Genomic DNA, 19518 nt, shown 5'->3' with positions numbered 1-19518 from the left:
CGACAAGGAGGCCCCCGTGGCCGCATCGGCACACCTTCTGCTCTCGGCCCTCTCCAAACGCGCGGCGGATGCGTCCCTCGAACCCGAAGGCGCCCATCTGTGCCTGCTCAGCGCGGAAGGCGCCTGCGCGGAGGTTCCGCTGACGAGTGAGCCCCCGCTGCCCGACGCCGAACCGCTCACCAGCGAGCCGCCGCTGGCCGACGCCGCGCACCTGACGAGCGAGCCGACCTCCACCGGCGCCGCCTCGGGGGTCTAGATGGCGCCACGTCGGCCCGCCGACCCTCCGCAGACGACGCCTGCGACACCCCTGTCCCGGCTCGCCGGACTGCACGGCGTCGCCACCTCCTACAGCCCGTCCCCGGACCGTACGGTCGCGGCCTCGGACACCGCGCTCGTCGCGGCCCTGGCGGCGCTCGGCGTCGACGCGAGCACCCCGGACGCCGTGAGCGCCGCCCTCGCGGCACGGGAGGCCGAGGCGCGGGAGCGGCTGCTGCCACCGACGGTGGTGTGCTGGGGCGGCCGCGCCCCCGCCGAACTGGCCGAACTGCCGGACGGCACCCGGCTCCGTATCGCCACCGAACAGGGCGAGACCCGCGCCTCGGCCGAACAACTTCCGCCCGGCGTCCACGCGTTGCGCGCCACCGCCCCCGACGGCCGCACCGCCGACGCCCACCTCGTCGTCGCCCCCGCCCGGCTGCCCACGCCGCCCGGACGCGCTTACGGCCTCCTCGTCCAGCTCTACTCCCTGCTGTCCCGGCGCTCCTGGGGCATGGGCGACCTCGGCGACCTCGCCGAGCTGACCGCCTGGGCCGGCCGGGCGCTCGGCGCCGGATTCGTTCAGGTCAACCCGCTGCACGCGGCCGTACCCGGCGCCCCCACCGACCCCTCCCCGTACCGGCCCTCCTCTCGCCGCTTCCCCGACCCGGTGCATCTGCGGGTCGAGGACATCCCCGAGTTCGGGTACGTCGACGAGCCCGACCAGGTGCGTACGCTGCTGGAGCGCGCCGAGCGGCTGCGGGAATCCGTGCTCGACAAGGGCGCGTTGATCGACCGCGACGCCGTGTGGGAGCTCAAGCGCGAGGCGCTGGAACTGGTCAGCACGGTGCCGCTCGGACCCGGCAGACGGGCCGCGTACGTCGACTTCCTCGCCGAGGAGGGCGAGGCGCTGGAGGACCACGCCACCTGGTGCGCGCTCGCCGAGATGTACGGCTCCGACTGGCGGCGCTGGCCCGAGGGCCTGCGCGACCCACGCTCGCCGGAAACCGCCCGCGCCCGCGCCGAGTTGATGGACCGCGTCGACTTCCACACCCGTCTCGCCTGGCTCACCGACGCCCAACTCGCCACCGCCCAGCGCTCGGCGCGCGACGCGGGGATGGCGGTGGGGCTGGTGCACGACCTCGCCGTCGGGGTGCACCCGGACGGCGCCGACGCCTGGGCCCAGCAGGAGTACTTCGCGGCCGGCATGTCCGTCGGCGCACCCCCGGACGCCTTCAACGCGCGCGGCCAGGACTGGGGCCTGCCGCCCTGGCGACCGGACCGGCTGGCCGCGTCCGGCTACGCTCCGTACCGCCGCCTCCTGCGCGCCCTCTTCCGGCACGCGGGCGCCGTGCGCATCGACCACGTCATGGGCCTGTTCCGGCTCTGGTGGATCCCGCAGGGCCGGCCGCCCACCGAAGGCACGTACGTCCGTTACGACGCCGAGGCGATGCTCGCGGTCCTGGTCCTCGAGGCGTCGCGCGCCGGGGCGCTGGTCATCGGCGAGGACCTCGGCACGGTGGAGCCGGGCGTGCGCGAGACGCTGCGGGCGCGCGGGGTGCTCGGCACGTCGGTGCTGTGGTTCGAACGTGACTGGGACGGCGACGGGCTCCCCCTGCCCCCCGAGCGCTGGCGCGCCGACTGCCTGGCCACCGCCACCACCCACGACCTGCCGCCCACCGCCTCCCGGCTCACCGGCGACCACGTCGAACTCCGCGACCGGCTCGGCCTGTTGACCGGTTCCCTGGAGGAGGAGCGGGCGGCGGCCGCCTCGGACACGGGGGAGTGGCTGACGCTGCTCACCCGGCTCGGGCTGCTGTGGGGCGCGAGCGGCGGGTGCCCCACGGTTTCGGAGGAGGCCGAGATCCAGGCCGTGCACCGGTTCCTGCTGCTCACCCCAGCCCGCCTGATCGGCGTCTGGCTCCCGGACACGGTCGGCGACCGGCGCCCGCAGAACCTGCCCGGCACCTGGGACCAGTACCCCAACTGGCGCCTGCCCATCGCCGACGCCGAGGGCCGCCCGGTGACGCTGGAGGAACTGGCCGCGTCGCCCCGGCTGCACGCGCTGCTCCATGTGGTGCGGGCCGGGGCGCAGACCGGCGGCGCCAGGCGCGCGCGTGGTGGCGGAGGCGGGCACGCGGCGCGCTGAGACCTCCGTACGGCACCCCCGGGCGCGCGACTCATTCAGGTGTTCGCTACGTTTGCACCGTGGACAAGAAGAACGCCCTGCGCGCCGGCGCCCTGGCCGCCGGTACGACGCTGATGATGCTGCTCATGTCGTCCCCCGCGCTCGCGCTGACCCGCGACGACGGTGACGACCCCGGCCAGGGCCTGAGCGTGATCGACACGCTGGGCCTCTACGTCGCGCTGCCGATCGTGCTGTTCCTGATCATCGCCGGCCTCGTGATGGTCCTGGACAAGTCCGACAGGCGGCAGAAGCAGAGCTGAGCTCGGCTCGGCCCACACGGCTCTCACCGGCTTTCACCGGTTTTTCCGTCGAGGGAGTCCGCGCACCGCAGGGTGCGCGGACTCCCTCGACGTGTTTCTGCGTGTACCGAGGTGTTCTTGCGCGTACTACGGATTCGGCGCCGTCAGATACCGCTGCACCGTCGGTCCCAGCCACGCCACGATCTCCTCGCGGTGCAGCGCGACGGCCGGCTCGATCCGCAGGACGTAGCGGGCGAGCGCGAGCCCGAGCAGTTGTGAGGCGCAGAGCGCGGCCCGTGTCGGCGCCTGCTCGGGGTCGGGGCAGGCCCGCTGGGCGACCGGGGACAGCTGATCCTTGAAGATGCCCTGCATGCGCTCGGCGCCGGCCTGATTGGTGACGCCGACCCGGAGCATCGCGGTGAGCACCTCGTTCTCCTCCCAGAGGTCGAGGAAGTGGCTCACCAGGACGCGGCCCACGTCGTGCGGGTCGATGCCCGCCGGATCGGGCAGCCGCAGATCGACGTCGAGCACGGCGGCGAACAACCCCTCCTTCGAGCCGTAATAGCGCATCACCATCGACGGATCGATCCGCGCGTCCTTGGCGATGGCGCGGATGGTGGCGCGCTCGTAGCCGTCGGCCGCGAAGCGCTCGCGGGCGGCGGCGAGGATCGCGGTGCGGGTGGCGTCGGAGCGGCGGGGCGCGGGCGCGTCGGCCGGCGCTGATCCCGACGTCGACGCCGGCGTCGACGGGGGCGTGGGGTGGTCCTCGAGTGCCATGCCAACAACCGTAGGCCAACACGTGTTGACAGTCCAGGAGTGTCGTCCTATGTTAGCCAACAAGCGTTGGCCAACAAGTGTTGGCAAACGGGCATTGACCAACAGGTGTTGGCATCAGGAGGTCGCCATGAACGACACGATGGGCACCACGGGCTCGGGCATCACCGGCAACTCGCACCACATGCGCAACACGCACCCCACCACCCCCCGCGACGTCATCGTCGTCGGCTCCGGCCCCACGGGGCTGCTGCTGGCCGGTGACCTCGCCACCGCCGGCGTCCCGGTCACCCTCGTCGAGAAGCGCCCGCACAAGATCAGCAACCTCTCCCGCGCCTTCGTCCTGCATGCCCGCACCCTGGAGCAGCTCGACGCCCGCGGTCTCGCCGACGACCTGGAGCTCAAGGGCCGGCCCCTCGACCGCATCCGGCTCTTCGGCCGGCTCAGCATCGCGCTCGACACCCTCCCCTCCCGCTTCAACCACCTGCTCGTGATCCCGCAGTACGAGGTGGAGAAGGTGTTGCAGCGGCGGGCTGAGGACGCCGGGGTGCGGTTCGTGTACGAGACCGAGGTGACCGGACTGAGCCAGGACGCGGACGGGGTGACGCTCGACGTCCGCCGCAGGGACCGTGGGTCGGAGAAGCTGGCGGCCGCTTACGTCGTCGGGACGGACGGGATGCGCAGCGCGGTGCGGGAGGCGATCGGGCTGCCGTTCCCCGGCAAGTCGGTCATCCGGTCCGTCGTCCTCGCGGACGTGCTGCTCGACGAGGAGCCGGAGTCGGTGCTGACCGCCAACGCCGTCGGCGACGCCTTCGCCTTCATCGCGCCCTTCGGTGACGGCTACTACCGCGTGATCGGCTGGCACCGCGGCCGCAATGTCCCCGACGACGAGCCGCTCGAACTCGACGAGGTCAAGGAGATCGCCCGGCTCGCCCTCGGCCGCGACTACGGCATGCGCGACGCCCGCTGGATGTCCCGCTTCCACAGCGATGAGCGCCAGGCGCCCGCCTACCGCGTGGGCCGTGTCTTCCTCGCCGGGGACGCCGCGCATGTGCACACCCCGGCCGGCGGTCAGGGCATGAACACCGGTCTCCAGGACGCGGCGAACCTCGGCTGGAAGCTGGCGGCCGTCCTCAACGGGCGGGTGGACGCCGCCCTGTTGGACACCTACCAGGCCGAGCGTCACCCGGTCGGCAGGTCCGTGCTGCGCAGCAGCGGCGGCATCGTACGGCTCGCGATGGCCAAGTACCCGTGGACGCTGGCGCTGCGCGCCGGGCTCACCACGTTGCTCAATCACGTCGGCCCCGCTCGCCGCAGGGCGGCGGGCCGGATCACGGGCATCGGGTACGCGTACGCGGCACCGCGTGGCGCCCACCCCCTGGTCGGCACGCGCGCCCCGGACCTCGCCCTGAAGGGCGGCCGCCTCTACGAGGCCCTGCGCGGCGGCAGGTTCGTCCTCATCGCACCGGGGTCGAGTCCGCAGCCGTACGAGACCGGGGACCGCAACGACCGCCTCACCGTGGAGAGTTGGGCGAGCGACCGGCGTACGACGGTGCTGGTGCGGCCCGACGGATACGTCGCCTGGGCCGCGGAGTCCCCGGACGCGGCGGAGGTCGAGGCGGCACTGGTCGCCGCGGTGGGGACGCCGGGGGAGCGCCGTCTAGGCGGTGGCGCCGGTCAGCAACTGGCGCAGCAGGTCGGCGAGTTGCCCGGCCTGCCCCTCGTCGAGGGCTGAGAGCGCCTCTGTCTGGGTGGCGAGACCGGCCCCGACGGCCTCGTCGATCAGGCGCAGACCCTCGTCGGTCAGCGTGACCTGGAGCCCGCGCCGGTCGTGCGGATCGGGTGAGCGGCGCAGCAGTCCGGCGCGCTCCAGCTTGTCCAGGCGCCCGGTCATCCCGCCGGTGGTGAGCATGAGCGTCGCCGAGAGCTGCCGGGGCGAGAGTGTGTACGGGGCGTCCGAGCGGCGCAGCGTCGCCAGCACGTCGAACTCCCCGCGCGAGATGCCGTAGCGCGCGTACGCCTTCTCCATCCGGTCGCCCATCGCGCGGGAGAGCCGGAAGATCCGTCCGAAGACCTCCATCGCGGCGGTGTCGAGGTCCGGCCGGACGGCGGCCCACTGCTCGATGATCGCGTCGACGGGGTCCTTGGGGTTGCTCATGGGGCGAGTATCCGTCGGAGGTCGGTTGCCCGCAAGAAAGTAGCTCAGCGGGAAGTGACTTGACGAAAAGTAGCTTAGAGCTAAGCTACTTTCCACTGACCTACTTCCTGCGGGTCTACTCGAAACCGGGTGTCTCATGGCCGCGAACAGCAACCGCCCCGCCCTCATAGCCCTCACCGCACTCGCCCCCGTCTCCTGGGGCAGCACCTACGCCGTCACCACCGAGTTCCTGCCTGCCGACCGGCCTCTTTTCACGGCGGTGATGCGCGCGCTGCCGGCCGGCTTACTGCTTCTCGCGCTGGCGCGGGTGCTGCCGCGCGGCGTCTGGTGGGGGAAGGCGGCGGTACTGGGCGCGCTGAACATCGGTGCCTTCTTTCCGCTGCTGTTCCTCTCCGCGTACCGGCTGCCCGGCGGTATGGCGGCGGTCGTCGGGTCGATAGGGCCGCTGTTCGTTGCAGGGCTGTCCGTGCTGCTGCTCGGCGACCGGCCGACCCTTCGTACGCTTCTGACCGGCATCGCCGCCGCCGTCGGCGTCAGCCTCGTGGTGCTGAGGGCGGCGGGCGCGCTCGACCTGGTGGGCGTACTCGCGGCGCTCGCCTCGACCGCCTCGATGTCCACCGGAACCGTGCTCACCAAGCGGTGGGGACGGCCGGACGGGGTCGGTCCGCTGGCGCTCACCGCCTGGCAGTTGACGGCCGGCGGACTGCTGATCGCGCCGCTCGCCCTGCTCGTCGAGGGCGCGCCGCCCGCGCTGGACGGCCGGGCGGTCGGCGGCTACCTGTACCTCGCGCTGGCGAACACGGCGGTCGCGTACTGGCTCTGGTTCCGCGGTATCGGCCGGCTCACCGCCACGCAGGTCACCTTCCTCGGCCCGCTCTCACCGCTGACCGCGGCCGTCATCGGCTGGGCGGCGCTGGGGCAGGTGCTGGCGCCGGTGCAGTTGGCGGGCATGGCGCTGGCGTTCGGGGCGACGGTGTTCGGTCAGCTCAAGCCTCGTACGGCTGTCGACGAGGCGCGTACGGCCGTCGAGCCGCGTACGGCCGTCGAGCCGCGTACGGCCGTCGAAAGGAGCGCGGCCGCCGACGGATCTGGATCTTTCAGTTCATCTGAAAGGAATGCTCGAAAAGATTCGATGGACGTGACAGTTCCCGCCTTGCGACGGTAGTCGGGAAGCTGCCCGACCAGCGGGCAGCTTCTGGCGACCACACGAGAGGCAAGGGATATTCGTGGCAGTCCTGGACCGGACGCGTACGCACAGCGTGACCCGCACGGCAGCGCGGAAGGGGGCCGCCGGTCTCGGAATCGCCCTCGCGGCCGCCGCCACGGTCCTCTGGTCCGGGAGCTTCGTCGCCGTGCGCGCGCTGCACGACAGCGTGCCGCCGGTCCAGCACGCGTTCTGGCGCTGGGTCATCGCGCTCGTGGCGGTCGCCCCGTTCGCCGCGCGCGAGGCCTGGCGGCAGCGGGCACTGGTACGCCGTCACCTAGGCCATGTCGTCCTCGCCGCCCTGCTCGGCGTCACCGTGTACAACACGCTGGTCAACCAGGCGGGCGTCTCCACCTCCGCCGGCAACATGGGCATGATCATGGCCGCGTCGCCGGTCCTGATGGCGGTGTACGAGCGGATCGGCGGCGTACGTCTCGGAGCGCGCCGTGTCGCCGGGATGCTGATCGCCTGCACGGGGGTCGTGCTCCTGGTCGGCAAGGGTTCGCTGTCGGTCGGGGACTTCACGGCGGGCGACCTCTGGATGATCGCGGCGGCGACGTGCTTCGCGTCGTACAGCGCTCTCCTGCGCCGACGGCCCGCCGAACTCACCGGTCTCACCTTCCTGTTCGCCACCTTCGTCCTGGGCACGGCGATGCTGCTCCCGGCCTACGCGCTGAGCGTGAGCGCGCAGGGGACCTTCAGCCCCACCCCCACCACGGTCGGCCCCCTTCTCTACGTAGGAGTCGCCTCCTCCGCGGTCGCCTTCTTCGCCTGGAACAAGGCCGTCTCCCTCATCGGCGCGGCCCGCGCCGGAACGGTCTACTACCTCCAGCCGGTCTGCGTCGCCGCCCTGTCGTACATGGTTCTCGGCGAGCGGACGACCTGGACGCAGCTGCTCTGCATGACCCTGATCCTGGGCGGAGTCGTCCTGGGCACCGCCGCCAGGGCCCGCTGAACCGCCGCCGGTCGGGGCCTCGGGCCCGCGGGATAGGTTGCCGCCATGGCCGAGTACGACAAGTGGGACATCAGGAAGCTGGAGATTCTGCGGACGCTGCGCGAGCGCGGGACCGTCACCGCGACCGCGCAGGCGCTGCTGATGACCCCCTCGGCCGTGTCGCAGCAGCTGACGAACCTCGCGAAGCAGCTCGACGTGACCCTGCTGGAGGCACAGGGGCGGCGGGTGCGGCTCACCGACGCGGCGGAACTCGTGCTGCGGCACGCCGAGGCCGTCTTCGAGCAACTGGAGCGGGCCGACGCCGAGTTGGCCGCGTACGCGCACGGGGAGGTCGGGGAGGTGCGGGTCGGCGCCTTCTCCACCGCCGTGCCCGCACTCGTCGTACCCGCCGTGCGGGCGTTGCGGGCGGCGCGGCCCGGGATCTCCGTACAGGTGCGGGAGGCCGAGGCGGCGGAGGCGTACGAGCTGCTCGGCGCCGGGGTGGTGGACCTCGCCCTGTCGCTGGCCGCGCAGGCGCCGTCCGCGGCCGATCCCCGCTTCACCCGCGTCCCGCTGCTCGCCGACCCGCTCGACCTCGCGCTCCCGCACGGGCACGCGCTGGCCGGGGCGCCGGTCGTGCGGCTGGCCGACTTCGCCGCCGAGTCGTGGATCTTCGGGGGGAGCGGGCCGTGGTCGGACATCACGCGGGGGGCGTGTGAGGCGGCCGGGTTCAGTCCGCATCAGGGTCACTCCGCGGCCGGGTGGACCGCGATCCTCGCGATGGTCGAGGCGGGGATGGGGGTCGCGCTGGTGCCGCGGATGGCCGCGGCGCGGCGGGAGGGCGTGGTGATGCGGGAGCTCGCGGGGGAGCGGCCGTATCGGCATGTGGTGGCCGCGGTGCGGCGCGGGGCGGAGGAAGGGGCCGCGGTGGGGCAGGTTCTGACGGCCTTGAGGGAAGTGGCCGCCGGGCTCCGGCAGTAGAGGCGGGAGCCGGTGCGGGCCACCGGCTCGGGCAGTCTCACTCTTGGAATGCTCCTGGGCTGAGCCGCCGGTCGCGTCGGTTGCGCCACCACGTGCGGGCCCACAGCAGGTGGACCCCGCCGAGCGCGACGACGACGGCCGTCGCGTCGAGGCGCTGCGCGGCCGAGTGGCCGGGGCCCAGGCGGGTCACCGCGCGGGCGAAGAGGGTGATGTCCGCGGGCAGGGTGACGGTGGCGAGGAACGCCAGACACAGCGTGGTGCCCACGACGAGCACGACGCTGTACGCGCGCACGGCCCGACGCTCGTGGGGCGGCAGTTCGCGGCTGGGGTCCGGGTGGCCGGTGTCCGGGTGGCTCGGGTCCCCTTGGCTCGGGTCCACGGCTGTCGTACGACGGAACAGGCGCCGGGCCGCGTACTTCGTGAACGCCACCCCGTCCCCGTACAGATCGCGGCAGCGCGTCACGTCCTGGAGCACGAAGTACAGGTCCGTGCGCATGAAGACCATGAGCTGGAAGGGGAGGGGGAGCAGGGCGAGGAGGGTGACGGCGGCGAGGATCCGGCGGGCCGTGCCGTCCGTGGCGCCCGCGACCAGGGCGGCCAGGGACGCGACCGTCAGATTGGTCGCGATGCCGGCGAGGTAGGCGGTCAACCGGTGGCGGCGCGGGGCGAGTTCGATGCCGCTGATGTCGGTCTGCATGACCAGGAACTGGAGCCTGGTGCCCAGACGCATCCGGCCCGGTACGCCGGTCGCGCGGGCGGTGATCAGGTGCGCGCACTCGTGGAGCAGCAGCAGCGTCCAGCCCACGCCCGCGCCGAGCGCGATCACCGCGCTGCCGTGCGGACTCCAGAGGAGGGTGCGGTAACCGAGCGGTACGGGAGGGCGGGTGAGCAGGGCCGCCGCGATCAGCAGTCCGATGAGTACGGGCACGAGGGGGCTCAGCACCCAGCGCACATGGCGGGGTCGGATCCCGGCGAACGTCGGTTTCGGCGGGGCGGGCTGCGGAACCTCCCGCCCGTCCACCTCGGCTACGAACCCGAGCCCCAGCAGGGCCTCGACGAAGTCCGGCACGTCGATGTCGTCCCCGGTCGTCTCCCGCAACCGCTCCCCGACCTCGGCGGCACTCAGCCCCTGCCCGAGCAGCTCCAACGCCTGCTTCCCGACCTCGGGCAGCGCGACGAACCGGCCCGTGTCCATCCGCCCGACGATCCATTCGTCCCCATCGGGCCGGGAGTTGAGCTCGTGGAGGCGTACGTGGCCGGGGGCGCCCGGGGGCGATGAGGGCTGCGTGGTGCCGTCGGGCGGGGGGTGTCCCGCCGTGCCGGAGGCGGCACGAGCGGGGTCTTCCGTTGCGTCGGTGGTGGCAGGAGCGGGGTCTTCCGTTGCGTCGGTGGCGGCGGGAGTGGCGGGTTCCGTTGCGTCGGTGGCGGCGGGAGTGGCGGGTTCCGTTGCGTCGGCAGTGACAGGAGCGGAGCCGGTCGGGTTGGTGGCCGATGGAGCGGGGGGTCCCGCCGTGCCGGCGGTGGCAGGAGCGGAGGGTTCCGTCGTGTCGGCGGCGGGAGCGGGGTGTCCCGTCGGGTCGGTGGCAGCACGAGCGGGGTGTCCCGTCGCGTCGGCGGTGGCAGGAGCGCGGGGTCCTGCCGCGTCGGCGGGCGCGCTGCACTCCCGCGCGGCCCCGGCCTCCGCCCCGTCCCCGGCCTCCGCCCCGTCCCCGGTCTCCGCCCCGCCCCCGCCCCCGGCCCGGGCTTCGGATCCCGCCGCGCTCACTCGCGCACCCCGCCGGCCCGCTCCCCGCACGCCGGGCAGTCCAGTTGGCGTGGGGTTCTCTGGAGCACCGGATCGCCCGGCAGCATCAGGTTCACTCCGAAGCGGAAGCCCGGGTCCAGTGCGGGGACTCCGGTCAGGAGGGCGAGGGCCGCGTGGGCGAGGAGGCCGCCGGAGAGACCCGCGGTGACCGCGGTCGCCGGGTTCCACGGCATTCGCGGGGAGGCGACCTCCGGGTCCTGGTCCGGCGCGAGGCGCAGATCGCGACGGGCGGCCTCGCCGGCCCGCAGGCACTCCCAACAGGCGCCCCGGCCGGGCACGTACACGCCCGCGGTCACCAGGGGACCACGGTATCCCGCGTCGACCCACGGGAGGCCTGCGGCCAGGCAGACCCGGTTCGCCCACCGACGGATGTCATCGGGCCGGTCGGCGGCGAGGACGAGAAGGTCATAACCGGAGCCGAGGGTCTCCCTCAGACCGACTCCACCCGAGCCGCCCGGCCGTGGGTTGCCCGGCCCGTTCTCGCTCGACCCGTCCTCGTCCCGCTCGCGGGTGCCTGCTCTGCCGGGCCTTGGCCCACCCATACCTGGTCCGCCGGCGCCCGGTCCGCCGGCGCCCGCCCCCGCGTCGCCCACCCCACCCCCGCCCCGATCCCCCGCCCGCAAAAGCTCCGCCAAGTCCCCCGGCCCCCGAACCTCCCGCCGCTCTGCGGTGATCGTCACGTCCGAGTTCAGGGCTCGTAGCGTGGCCAGTGCCGCCTCGACCTTGGGGCGGCCGATGTCGGACTCGCGGAACAGGGGCTGGCGGTTGAGGTTGGAGAGGTCCACTGTGTCCGGGTCCACGCAGTGCAGGTGGCCGACTCCGGAGGCGACCAGGCTCTGGGCGGCGTAGCCGCCGGTGCCGCCGATGCCGATCAGGAGGACGTGGGCCCGGCGCAGCCGGAGTTGGGCGTCCCAGGGGCTGGTGCGGGGGCCGAGGTCCATCCAGCGCAGCAGCGGCACCCCGCGGCTGTAGCGGACGCGCTCCCGCTCGGGCAGCGGCACGACGGCCCCCGCGTCGTCCACGAACCCGGCGGCGAGCAGGTCCGCCATCGCCTGGCGGGCGTCCTCGCCGGGCAGCTCCGGGTGCGCCCGTACCACCTCGGCGACCACCGCGGACGGCCCCCGCGTCCCGTCCATCGCCTCGACGAGCGTCCAGACCCAGCCCTGCGGATCCGCGATCTCCGCGCCGATGCCGTGGATGACGCTGCCGATGCGGACGTTGCCGTCGACCGTGCGGTACGCCCGGTGCTCGGGCTTGATCCGGGGCCGGTTGAGCGCTTCGACCGTCACCGTCACCAGGGCCCCTCCCCATTACAGGAACATGCCTTGACACTCTCGTCCCACGAGTCGAGCCTTGACAAGAGCGGTCGACGATCGCTTCAGAACGGTCAACATCCCTATGCAGATGAGGAGTTGGCGTGCCCACCAAGATTGTGATCCGCCCGTTGGACAAGAAGGAGACCACGGGCGACAGCAGTGGCGGCAACGGCGGCTGACCCGTCCCGTTCCCACGCGAAGTGAGCTAGCGAGAACCGAGAGGAGTCCGTATGCCCACCAAGATCGTGATTCGCCCGCTGGACAAGAAGGAGACCACTGGGGACAGTAATTCCCAGGGTGCTTGATCGGAGGGCCGGCGTGCGGACACCGCTCTACCCAGCTGTGGACGAACTGGAGCGGCGGGCCCGCGCGCTGGCCACCACCGCGCCCGAGGTGCTGCGACTGCGCACCGTGGGCGAGAGCAGGTCCGGGCGTCCGCTGTGGCTGCTGTCCGCCGGGCGCGGCGACAGGCAGATCCTCACCGTCGCCGGTGCACACGCCAATGAACCGGTGGGCGGGGCCTCCGCACTCCGCCTCGCGCGGCTGCTGGCGCGCAGACCGCAGACGCTCGAACGCCTCGGCTGCACCTGGCACTTCCTGCTCTGCCTCGACCCGGACGGGGCACGCCTCGCGCAGGGCTGGCAGCCGGAGGAACCGGAACCCTCCCTGGAGGAGTGTCACCGGCACTTCTACCGGCCCGCGTTCGCCCGCCAGCCGGAGTCGCTGCCCGCGCCGGGCGCGGCACGGGATCCGCTCCCCGAGTCGGCGACGCTCGTCCGGCTGCTCGACGAGCTGCGGCCGGTGGCGCAGTTCACGCTGCACGGGATCGAAGTCGGCGGCGCCTTCGTGATGCTGACACGGGAGGTGCCCGGCGCCGCCCGCGCCTTCCGGGAGACGGCGGCCCGGCTGCGCATCCCCCTCGACCGCCACCCCTGCGACGGCCCCGACTGGCACCTGGACCCGCCCGGTGTCCTGCTGCTGCCCGCCGACCGCCGCGAGGGCGAACGCGACCCGAGCGGCTTCGTCGCCGAGAGCACCTGGCTGTATCCCCGTCGGCACGGCACCCTGACCGCACTCATCGAGGCGCCCGCCTGGTGCGCGCCCAAGGTGAGCGACGCGCGGCCCGCCGTCGCCCCGGAGCGGGAGATCGCGCGGGTGAGCGAGGTGCTGCTGGGCCGGACCAGGGAGCTCGCGGCCGTCCTCGACGAGCGGGCGTCGACCGCCGCCGTCACCGAGGATCTGGCGCCTCTGCGCGAGGCCGCCCGGGAACTCGTCGACGTGGCACCGTCGCTCGTCGACACCTGGGCCTCGGAGGAACACAGCCCGCATCAGGGCCACTTCGCGACCCTCGGCATCGCCGCACGCCGCATCCCGCTGCGCGCGGCGGCCATGATGCGCCGGGCCCTCGCCCGCACCGCTCCCGAGGTCTCCGACACTCTCGCGAACCTGGTGCGCGAGTGGTGCCAGGAGCTGCAGAAGTCGTACGACCTGCGGTGGGTGCCCGTGTCCGCGCAGACCGGACTGCACGTGCGGACGATGATCGACACCGCCCGTCTGGTGTGCGCGACGGGCGGGTGACCACCTCGGTCACCCGCCCGCCGTCGCCACCGGTTGTATCCAGCGATTACGCATCCAGCGCTTACGCGTCCACCCGTTACGCGTCGACCGCTTACGCGACCGCTGTCGCCGCGTCCGCCACCTGCGCCTTCAGCGCCCGCTCCACGCCCGAGCGGGACTCCGAGATCAGGCGCCGCAGGGCCGCGTTGGGCTCGGCGGAGGCCAGCCACGTGTCCGTCTTGGCGAGGGTCTCCTCCGAGACCTGGATCGACGGGTAGAGGCCGATCGCGATCTGCTGGGCGATCTCGTGCGAACGGGAGTCCCAGATGTCCTTGACCACGGCGAAGAACGCGTCCGTGTACGGGGCGAGCAGCTCGCGCTGGTCGGTCTGGACGAAGCCGCTGATCACCGCCTCCTGCACGGCGTTCGGGAGCTTGTCGGACTCGATGACCGAGGCCCAGGCCTCCGCCTTCGCCTCTTCGGTGGGACGGGCGGCCCGGGCCGTGGCCGCGTGCCGCTCACCGGCCGCCGTCTTGTCGCGCTCGTACTCGGCGGCGATCTCCGCCTCGTCGAAGCGTCCGACCGCCGCCAGCCGCTCCACGAACGCCCAGCGCAGCTCGGTGTCCACGGCCAGGCCCTCGATGGTCTCCCGGCCCTCGAGGAGCGCCTCCAGCAGGTCCAGCTGCTCCGGCGTACGGGCGGTCGCCGCGAAGGCGCGCGCCCAGGCCAGCTGGTGGTCGCTGCCGGGCTCGGCCGCGCGCAGGTGGGCGAGCGTCGCGTCCGTCCAGCGGGTCAGCAGGGCCTCGCGCGCCGTCGGGTCGGCGTACAGCTCGATCGCCAGCTTCACCTGGCGCTGCAGCGACTGCACGACACCGATGTCGGACTCCTTGCCGATACCGGACAGGACGAGCGACAGGTAGTCGCGGGTCGCGAGCTCCGCGTCCCGGGTCATGTCCCAGGCCGAGGCCCAGCACAGGGCGCGGGGGAGGGAGGACTCGAAGTCGCCGAGGTGCTCCGTGACGAAGGCCAGCGAGGCCTCGTCCAGGCGGACCTTGGCGTACGACAGGTCGTCGTCGTTGAGCAGGACGACCGCCGGGCGGCGCTTGCCCACCAGCTCCGGTACGGCGGTCAGCTCGCCGTCGACGTCCAGCTCGGCACGCTCGACGCGCACCAGCTTGCCGCTCGCGCCGTCCAGGTCGTACAGGCCGATGGCGATGCGGTGCGGGCGCAGTGTGGGCTCGCCCTTGGCGCCGACGGGCAGGGCCGGGGCCTCCTGGCGGATCGCGAAGGACGTGATGACGCCGTCCGCGTCCGTCTCGACCTCCGGGCGCAGGATGTTGATGCCGGCCGTCTGCAGCCACTTCTGCGACCAGTTCTTCAGGTCACGGCCGGAGGTCTGCTCCAGCGCGCCCAGCAGATCGCTGAGCCGCGTGTTGCCGTACGCGTGCGCCTTGAAGTACGCCTGCACGCCCCGGAAGAACTCGTCCATGCCGACGTACGCGACGAGCTGCTTGAGGACGGAGGCGCCCTTGGCGTACGTGATCCCGTCGAAGTTGACGAGGACGTCGTCGAGGTCGCGGATCTCCGCCATGATCGGGTGGGTGGAGGGCAGCTGGTCCTGCCGGTACGCCCACGTCTTCATGGAGTTGGCGAACGTGGTCCAGGAGTGCGGCCAGCGCGAGCCGGGCGCGTACGCCTGACAGGCGATGGACGTGTAGGTGGCGAACGACTCGTTCAGCCACAGGTCGTTCCACCACTCCATGGTCACGAGGTCGCCGAACCACATGTGGGCGAGCTCGTGCAGGATCGTCTCGGCGCGCACCTCGTACGCGGCGTCGGTGACCTTGGACCGGAACACGTACTGGTCGCGGATGGTCACCGCGCCCGCGTTCTCCATCGCGCCCGCGTTGAACTCCGGCACGAAGAGCTGGTCGTACTTCTTGAACGGGTACGCGTAGTCGAACTTCTCCTGGAACCAGTCGAAGCCCTGCCGCGTCACCTCGAAGATCGCGTCCGAGTCGAGGAACTCGGCGAGGGAGGGCCGGCAGTAGATGCCCAGCGGGACGGACTGACCGTCCTTCTCGTAGACGCTGTGGACGGAGTGGTACGGCCCGACGATGAGCGCCGTGATGTACGTCGAGATCCGCGGCGTCGGCTCGAAGACCCAGACGTCGTCCTTGGGCTCGGGCGTCGGCGAGTTGGAGATGACGGTCCAGCCGGTCGGCGCCTTCACGGTGAACTGGAAGGTGGCCTTCAGGTCGGGCTGCTCGAAGGACGCGAAGACGCGGCGGGCGTCCGGGACCTCGAACTGGGTGTACAGGTAGGCCTGTTGGTCGACCGGGTCGACGAACCGGTGCAGACCCTCGCCGGTGTTGGTGTAGGCGCAGTCCGCGACGACGCGGAGGACGTTGCGGCCCTCCAGCAGCCCCGGGAGGGCGATCCGCGAGTCCTTGAAGACCTCGGCGGGGTCGAGCGCGTCCCCGTTCAGCGTGACCTCGTGGACGGTCGGGGCCACCAGGTCGATGAAGGACTCCGCGCCGCTGTCGTCGACATCGAAGCGCACCGTGGTCACGGACCTGTAGGTGCCGCCCTCCTGCGCGCCGGAGAGGTCGAGATCGATCTCGTACGAGTCAACGGTGAGCAGCTTCGCCCGCTGCTGCGCCTCTTCGCGGGTCAGGTTTGTGCCAGGCACGCGGTCATCTCCTCGTTATGTGTGGGTTGCGCCATCCTTCCACGGGACCTGCACGGAACGCGATGTCCGTTTCCCGCCGGTGAGGAGCCCTGGCGGGCGGGAACCTGGACGCCATGACGAAGTACACCGCACGCCCCATCGAGCCGGCCGTCCTGAAGCAGCTGCGGGACCTTGATGACGCGGGCCGCCCGGCGGCGGCCCTCACCGACGAAGAGGGGGGTGCTCCGCTGCGCTGCTGTCTGCGTCGCAGTGAGCCCGGGGAGCGGATCGCGCTCGTCTCGTACGCGCCGTTGCGGCGGTGGGCCGCGGAGGCGGGGGCCGAGCCGGGTCCGTACGACGAGCAGGGGCCGGTCTTCATCCACGCGGACGACTGTCCGGGTCCGGACCTGGACGGCCACCCGTTCACGGGCGCCCACCGCGTCGTCCGCCGCTACTCCGCCGAGGGCCGCATCCTCGGTGGCCGGCTCGTGGAGCCCCCGGACTCCTTCGACGACGCGTTCACCCACGCCTTCAGCGACCCCGACGTGGCCCTCGTCCACGTACGGGCCGTGGAGTACGGCTGCTTCCTGTACGAGGTGCGCCGGGGGCAGTGAGTAGTGTTTTCGCCCCCTCCGCCCCTTCCCGTCCCGTCCCTGGGGGCTGCCGCCCCCAGACCCCCGATAAAAGATCGCGCAGTTCCCCGCGCCCCTTTTCAGGGGCGCGGGGAACTGCGCGAACGGGGTCTGGGGCGGAGCCCCAGGTCGGGACGGGCAGGGGCGGAGGGGGCGAAGAAACCCTCGGCTCAGCCCCCGGCGGCGTCAGCCCTTCAGCTCCGCTGCCACCAGCTCCGCGATCTGGACCGCGTTCAGCGCGGCGCCCTTGCGGAGGTTGTCGTTGGAGATGAAGAGGGCGAGCCCGTGGTCGACGGTCTCGTCGTTGCGGATGCGGCCGACGTACGAGGCGTCCTGGCCGGCGGCCTGGAGCGGGGTCGGGATGTCGGAGAGGGCGACGCCCGGGGCGCCCGCGAGGAGCTCCGTGGCGCGCTCCACGCTCAGCGGGCGCGCGAAGCGCGCGTTCACCTGGAGGGAGTGGCCCGAGAAGACCGGGACGCGCACACAGGTGCCGGAGACCTTGAGGGCCGGGATCTCCAGGATCTTGCGGGACTCGTTGCGGAGCTTCTGCTCCTCGTCCGTCTCGTGCAGACCGTCGTCGACGATGGAGCCGGCGAGCGGGAGCACATTGAAGGCGATGGGGCGCTTGTAGACCTGCGGCTCGGGGAAGTCGACCGCCTCCCCGTCGTGGGTGAGCTTGTCGGCGTCGGCGACGACCTTGAGCGCCTGGCCGTGCAGCTCGGCCACGCCCGCGACGCCCGAGCCGGAGACCGCCTGGTAGGTGGCGACGACGAGGGCCTCGAGCCCCGCCTCCTCGTGCAGCGGCTTCAGGACCGGCATCGCGGCCATCGTCGTGCAGTTCGGGTTCGCGATGATGCCCTTGGGGCGGTCCGCGATCGCGTGCGGGTTCACCTCGGAGACCACCAGGGGTACGTCCGGGTCCTTGCGCCACGCGGAGGAGTTGTCGATCACGACCGCGCCCTGCGAGGCGACCTTCTCGGCCAGCGCCCTGGAGGTCGCGCCGCCCGCGGAGAAGATGACGATGTCCAGGCCGGAGTAGTCGGCCGTCGCCGCGTCCTCCACCGTCACGCCGTCGAGCACCGTCCCGGCCGAGCGGGCCGAGGCGAACAGACGCAGCTCGTCGACCGGGAAGTCCCGCTCGACCAGGATCCTGCGCATGACTGTGCCGACCTGACCGGTGGCTCCGACGATTCCGACCCTCACGGCGACTCCCTTTGCGTGCGTTTTACGTGGTCCAGCCTTTCCATCATGCGTCTGACCAGTCCCCGCGTGTCCAATCCTTTCGCCACGTGGCCCAAGGAATGGGACGCGGGACGGGTCGGTCCCGGGCCTCGATCGTCCGGCGGCCGCTCACCCGCGTCCGAAGAAATCCGCCCGGCGACGGCCGGGAACCGCAAGCTGTACTGCGGCAATGTCCTCCCGGGTGCCGGACCGGTGTGACGTACGACTCCGTGGCGAAAGTTCCCGGGCGCGGGCCGAACGTTTTGGCCCGCACCGGCGTCGTAGAGGAAACGCGGGAGGGGAGGGGTGGCTGTGCTGCGCAGAAAGGCCCGCCGCGCCCAGGGGGTGGACGACCCCCTGGACGCGGCCCAGGAACGCCGGGTGCGGGCGGTGCTCGCGCTCGGCGGCGTACCGCAGACGGACCTGCCGGACGGGGTGCAGCAGGTCCGCCTGCGGTTGCTGGAGCGCGCGGCGAAGGGGGACGAGGCGCCGCGAGATGTGTCCGCGTGGGCGGCGGTCGTCGCCTCGAACCTGGCGATGGACTGGCACCGGGCCAAGCGCCGCCAGGAGCGGCTGGGCGAACGCCTGGCCTCGCTGCGGCAGCTGGAGCACCCCGCCGACGAGGACTCCAGCGTGCTCTCGCTCGCCGTCGCGCAGGGCCTGGACGAACTGCCCGATACCCAGCGCCAGGTCCTCGTCCTGCGCTTCTACGCCGATCTTTCCGTGCGCGGGATAGCCGAGGAGCTCGGCATCCCGGAGGGCACGGTCAAGAGCAGGCTGCACACAGCGGTCCGCGCCCTGCGCGCCCGCCTGCACGAGGACGAGGTGGTGTGACGTGGCCGAGTACGAGGGTGTCGACGCGCTGCTGACCGCGATCACGGACGAGCCCCTGCCCGCAGGCGCCCACGACGACGCCGAGTTCATGGCGGAACACCGCGCCGCGGTGGCGGACGTGGCGCTGCTGCGCGAGCAGCTGGAGGCCATCGGGAACGCGTTGGCGGACCGCGGGGAAGAGACGAAGCCGGTCCCGCGAGGGACCACCAGGAAGCGCACCCGCCGTCCGGAACGGGCCCCCAGGAACCGTGGCCGCCGTCCCCTAGCCCTCGCGGTGGGAACCCTCGCCGCGGCAGCCGTGGCCACGATGGTCGTCGGCATGGGCTGGCTCATCGCGCAGGGCGGGATGGGTGGGGGGAACGACACCGCATCGTCGTCCAAGGCGGACAGCGCAGACAACAAGGGCGGGGACTCCTCGCTCAGCACCCCCGGCTACATCGCCTGTTCCCGGCTCATCGTCGAGGGCACGGTCACCGAGGTCGAGCCGGTCCCCGGTACGGCGCAGGACCGGATCACCCTAGACGTGGACCGCTACTACAAGCCGGTCAAGGGGAAGGACCAGGTCACCTTCGTGATGGACCAGGACGTCGACCCGCGGCTGCACAAGGATGATCACGTCCTGGTCGGCATCCCACGCAACTCGGCGTCGCCCGACATCTGGACCACGAAGGAGAAGGACATCGCCCGCGAGCGGGCCTGGATCCTCAAGGCGTTGCCCCAGTCCCAAGGCCTCGCATGTGAATGAGAAAA

The 19518-nt window shown here is 72.4% G+C and carries 17 protein-coding genes; 11 read left to right on the top strand and 6 right to left on the bottom strand.

Annotated features, from left to right (window positions below; translation table 11 throughout):
* Nucleotides 1-16: 16 nt before the first annotated feature.
* Genes AB5J53_RS17790 through AB5J53_RS17780 form a run of 3 tightly spaced genes read left to right on the top strand, consistent with a single transcriptional unit; the run spans nucleotide 17 to nucleotide 2703 of the window.
* A complete protein-coding gene (locus AB5J53_RS17790) occupies nucleotides 17-256 on the top strand; it encodes a hypothetical protein (protein ID WP_369246636.1) in 240 nt (79 codons plus the stop codon).
* Nucleotides 257-2404, top strand: coding sequence for a 4-alpha-glucanotransferase (malQ, locus tag AB5J53_RS17785; RefSeq protein ID WP_369246635.1), 2148 nt, complete (start codon nucleotides 257-259; stop codon nucleotides 2402-2404). It abuts the gene before it with no gap.
* A gap of 59 nt (nucleotides 2405-2463) precedes the next feature.
* Nucleotides 2464-2703, top strand: a complete 240-nt coding sequence (locus AB5J53_RS17780) for a hypothetical protein (RefSeq protein ID WP_369246634.1) — start codon at nucleotides 2464-2466, stop codon at nucleotides 2701-2703.
* 126 nt (nucleotides 2704-2829) lie between these two features.
* On the opposite strand, the gene AB5J53_RS17775 is transcribed toward AB5J53_RS17780, so the two are convergent.
* Nucleotides 2830-3459 (bottom strand): TetR family transcriptional regulator, encoded by a 630-nt coding sequence (locus tag AB5J53_RS17775; RefSeq protein ID WP_369246633.1) that lies wholly within the window; start codon nucleotides 3457-3459, stop codon nucleotides 2830-2832.
* Between the two features lie 181 nt (nucleotides 3460-3640).
* Here AB5J53_RS17775 and AB5J53_RS17770 point away from each other — a divergent pair, with 181 nt between their 5' ends.
* Nucleotides 3641-5191: an FAD-dependent monooxygenase gene (locus AB5J53_RS17770; protein WP_369252298.1), complete on the top strand. Its 1551-nt coding sequence runs from the start codon at nucleotides 3641-3643 to the stop codon at nucleotides 5189-5191.
* Here the strand turns inward: AB5J53_RS17770 and AB5J53_RS17765 are convergent.
* A complete protein-coding gene (locus AB5J53_RS17765; protein ID WP_369246632.1) occupies nucleotides 5117-5614 on the bottom strand; it encodes a MarR family winged helix-turn-helix transcriptional regulator in 498 nt (165 codons plus the stop codon). The two genes, AB5J53_RS17770 and AB5J53_RS17765, sit on opposite strands and share 75 nt — an antisense overlap.
* Nucleotides 5615-5750: 136 nt before the next feature.
* Between AB5J53_RS17765 and AB5J53_RS17760 the strand changes: the two genes are divergently transcribed.
* The 3 genes from AB5J53_RS17760 to AB5J53_RS17750 all read left to right on the top strand — a co-directional run bounded on the left by AB5J53_RS17760 (nucleotide 5751) and on the right by AB5J53_RS17750 (nucleotide 8733).
* Nucleotides 5751-6779: an EamA family transporter gene (locus AB5J53_RS17760; RefSeq protein WP_369246631.1), complete on the top strand. Its 1029-nt coding sequence runs from the start codon at nucleotides 5751-5753 to the stop codon at nucleotides 6777-6779.
* A 70-nt stretch (nucleotides 6780-6849) separates the two neighbouring features.
* On the top strand, nucleotides 6850-7773 hold the full coding sequence (locus AB5J53_RS17755; protein WP_369252296.1) for a DMT family transporter: 924 nt from the start codon (nucleotides 6850-6852) through the stop codon (nucleotides 7771-7773).
* A gap of 45 nt (nucleotides 7774-7818) precedes the next feature.
* A complete protein-coding gene (locus AB5J53_RS17750; RefSeq protein ID WP_369246630.1) occupies nucleotides 7819-8733 on the top strand; it encodes a LysR substrate-binding domain-containing protein in 915 nt (304 codons plus the stop codon).
* Between the two features lie 37 nt (nucleotides 8734-8770).
* On the opposite strand, the gene AB5J53_RS17745 is transcribed toward AB5J53_RS17750, so the two are convergent.
* On the bottom strand, nucleotides 8771-10498 hold the full coding sequence (locus AB5J53_RS17745) for a hypothetical protein (RefSeq protein ID WP_369246629.1): 1728 nt from the start codon (nucleotides 10496-10498) through the stop codon (nucleotides 8771-8773).
* Nucleotides 10495-11826 (bottom strand): ThiF family adenylyltransferase, encoded by a 1332-nt coding sequence (locus AB5J53_RS17740; RefSeq protein ID WP_369252294.1) that lies wholly within the window; start codon nucleotides 11824-11826, stop codon nucleotides 10495-10497. Before AB5J53_RS17740 ends, AB5J53_RS17745 begins: the two co-directional genes overlap by 4 nt.
* Nucleotides 11827-12171: 345 nt before the next feature.
* Here AB5J53_RS17740 and AB5J53_RS17735 point away from each other — a divergent pair, with 345 nt between their 5' ends.
* On the top strand, nucleotides 12172-13431 hold the full coding sequence (locus AB5J53_RS17735) for a M14 family zinc carboxypeptidase (RefSeq protein WP_369246628.1): 1260 nt from the start codon (nucleotides 12172-12174) through the stop codon (nucleotides 13429-13431).
* A 91-nt stretch (nucleotides 13432-13522) separates the two neighbouring features.
* Here the strand turns inward: AB5J53_RS17735 and pepN are convergent, their stop codons facing one another.
* Nucleotides 13523-16102, bottom strand: coding sequence for an aminopeptidase N (pepN, locus tag AB5J53_RS17730; protein ID WP_369246627.1), 2580 nt, complete (start codon nucleotides 16100-16102; stop codon nucleotides 13523-13525).
* 113 nt (nucleotides 16103-16215) lie between these two features.
* Between pepN and AB5J53_RS17725 the strand changes: the two genes are divergently transcribed.
* Nucleotides 16216-16695 (top strand): DUF1203 domain-containing protein, encoded by a 480-nt coding sequence (locus tag AB5J53_RS17725; RefSeq protein ID WP_369246626.1) that lies wholly within the window; start codon nucleotides 16216-16218, stop codon nucleotides 16693-16695.
* A gap of 204 nt (nucleotides 16696-16899) precedes the next feature.
* Here the strand turns inward: AB5J53_RS17725 and AB5J53_RS17720 are convergent, their stop codons facing one another.
* The gene (locus AB5J53_RS17720; RefSeq protein ID WP_369246625.1) at nucleotides 16900-17916 is read right to left on the bottom strand and encodes an aspartate-semialdehyde dehydrogenase; all 1017 of its coding nucleotides are present in this window, start codon (nucleotides 17914-17916) and stop codon (nucleotides 16900-16902) included.
* A gap of 324 nt (nucleotides 17917-18240) precedes the next feature.
* Here AB5J53_RS17720 and AB5J53_RS17715 point away from each other — a divergent pair, with 324 nt between their 5' ends.
* Entirely contained in the window at nucleotides 18241-18768 is a 528-nt protein-coding gene (locus AB5J53_RS17715; RefSeq protein WP_369246624.1) for a sigma-70 family RNA polymerase sigma factor, read from the top strand.
* A gap of 1 nt (nucleotide 18769) precedes the next feature.
* Nucleotides 18770-19513: a hypothetical protein gene (locus AB5J53_RS17710; protein ID WP_369246623.1), complete on the top strand. Its 744-nt coding sequence runs from the start codon at nucleotides 18770-18772 to the stop codon at nucleotides 19511-19513.
* Nucleotides 19514-19518: the final 5 nt, after the last annotated feature.

Source organism: Streptomyces sp. R41, assembly GCF_041053055.1.
Taxonomy (GTDB): domain Bacteria; phylum Actinomycetota; class Actinomycetes; order Streptomycetales; family Streptomycetaceae; genus Streptomyces.
This window is presented reverse-complemented; position numbering and strand designations above follow the sequence as displayed.

Excerpts from the sequence above, each read along its gene's own strand:
- AB5J53_RS17765 (WP_369246632.1), bottom strand. The coding sequence starts at position 5,614 with ATGAGCAACCCCAAGGACCCCGTCGACGCGATCATCGAGCAGTGGGCC.
- malQ (WP_369246635.1), top strand. The coding sequence starts at position 257 with ATGGCGCCACGTCGGCCCGCCGACCCTCCGCAGACGACGCCTGCGACA.
- AB5J53_RS17770 (WP_369252298.1), top strand. The coding sequence starts at position 3,641 with ATGCGCAACACGCACCCCACCACCCCCCGCGACGTCATCGTCGTCGGC.
- AB5J53_RS17750 (WP_369246630.1), top strand. The coding sequence starts at position 7,819 with ATGGCCGAGTACGACAAGTGGGACATCAGGAAGCTGGAGATTCTGCGG.
- AB5J53_RS17775 (WP_369246633.1), bottom strand. The coding sequence starts at position 3,459 with ATGGCACTCGAGGACCACCCCACGCCCCCGTCGACGCCGGCGTCGACG.
- AB5J53_RS17725 (WP_369246626.1), top strand. The coding sequence starts at position 16,216 with ATGACGAAGTACACCGCACGCCCCATCGAGCCGGCCGTCCTGAAGCAG.
- AB5J53_RS17760 (WP_369246631.1), top strand. The coding sequence starts at position 5,751 with ATGGCCGCGAACAGCAACCGCCCCGCCCTCATAGCCCTCACCGCACTC.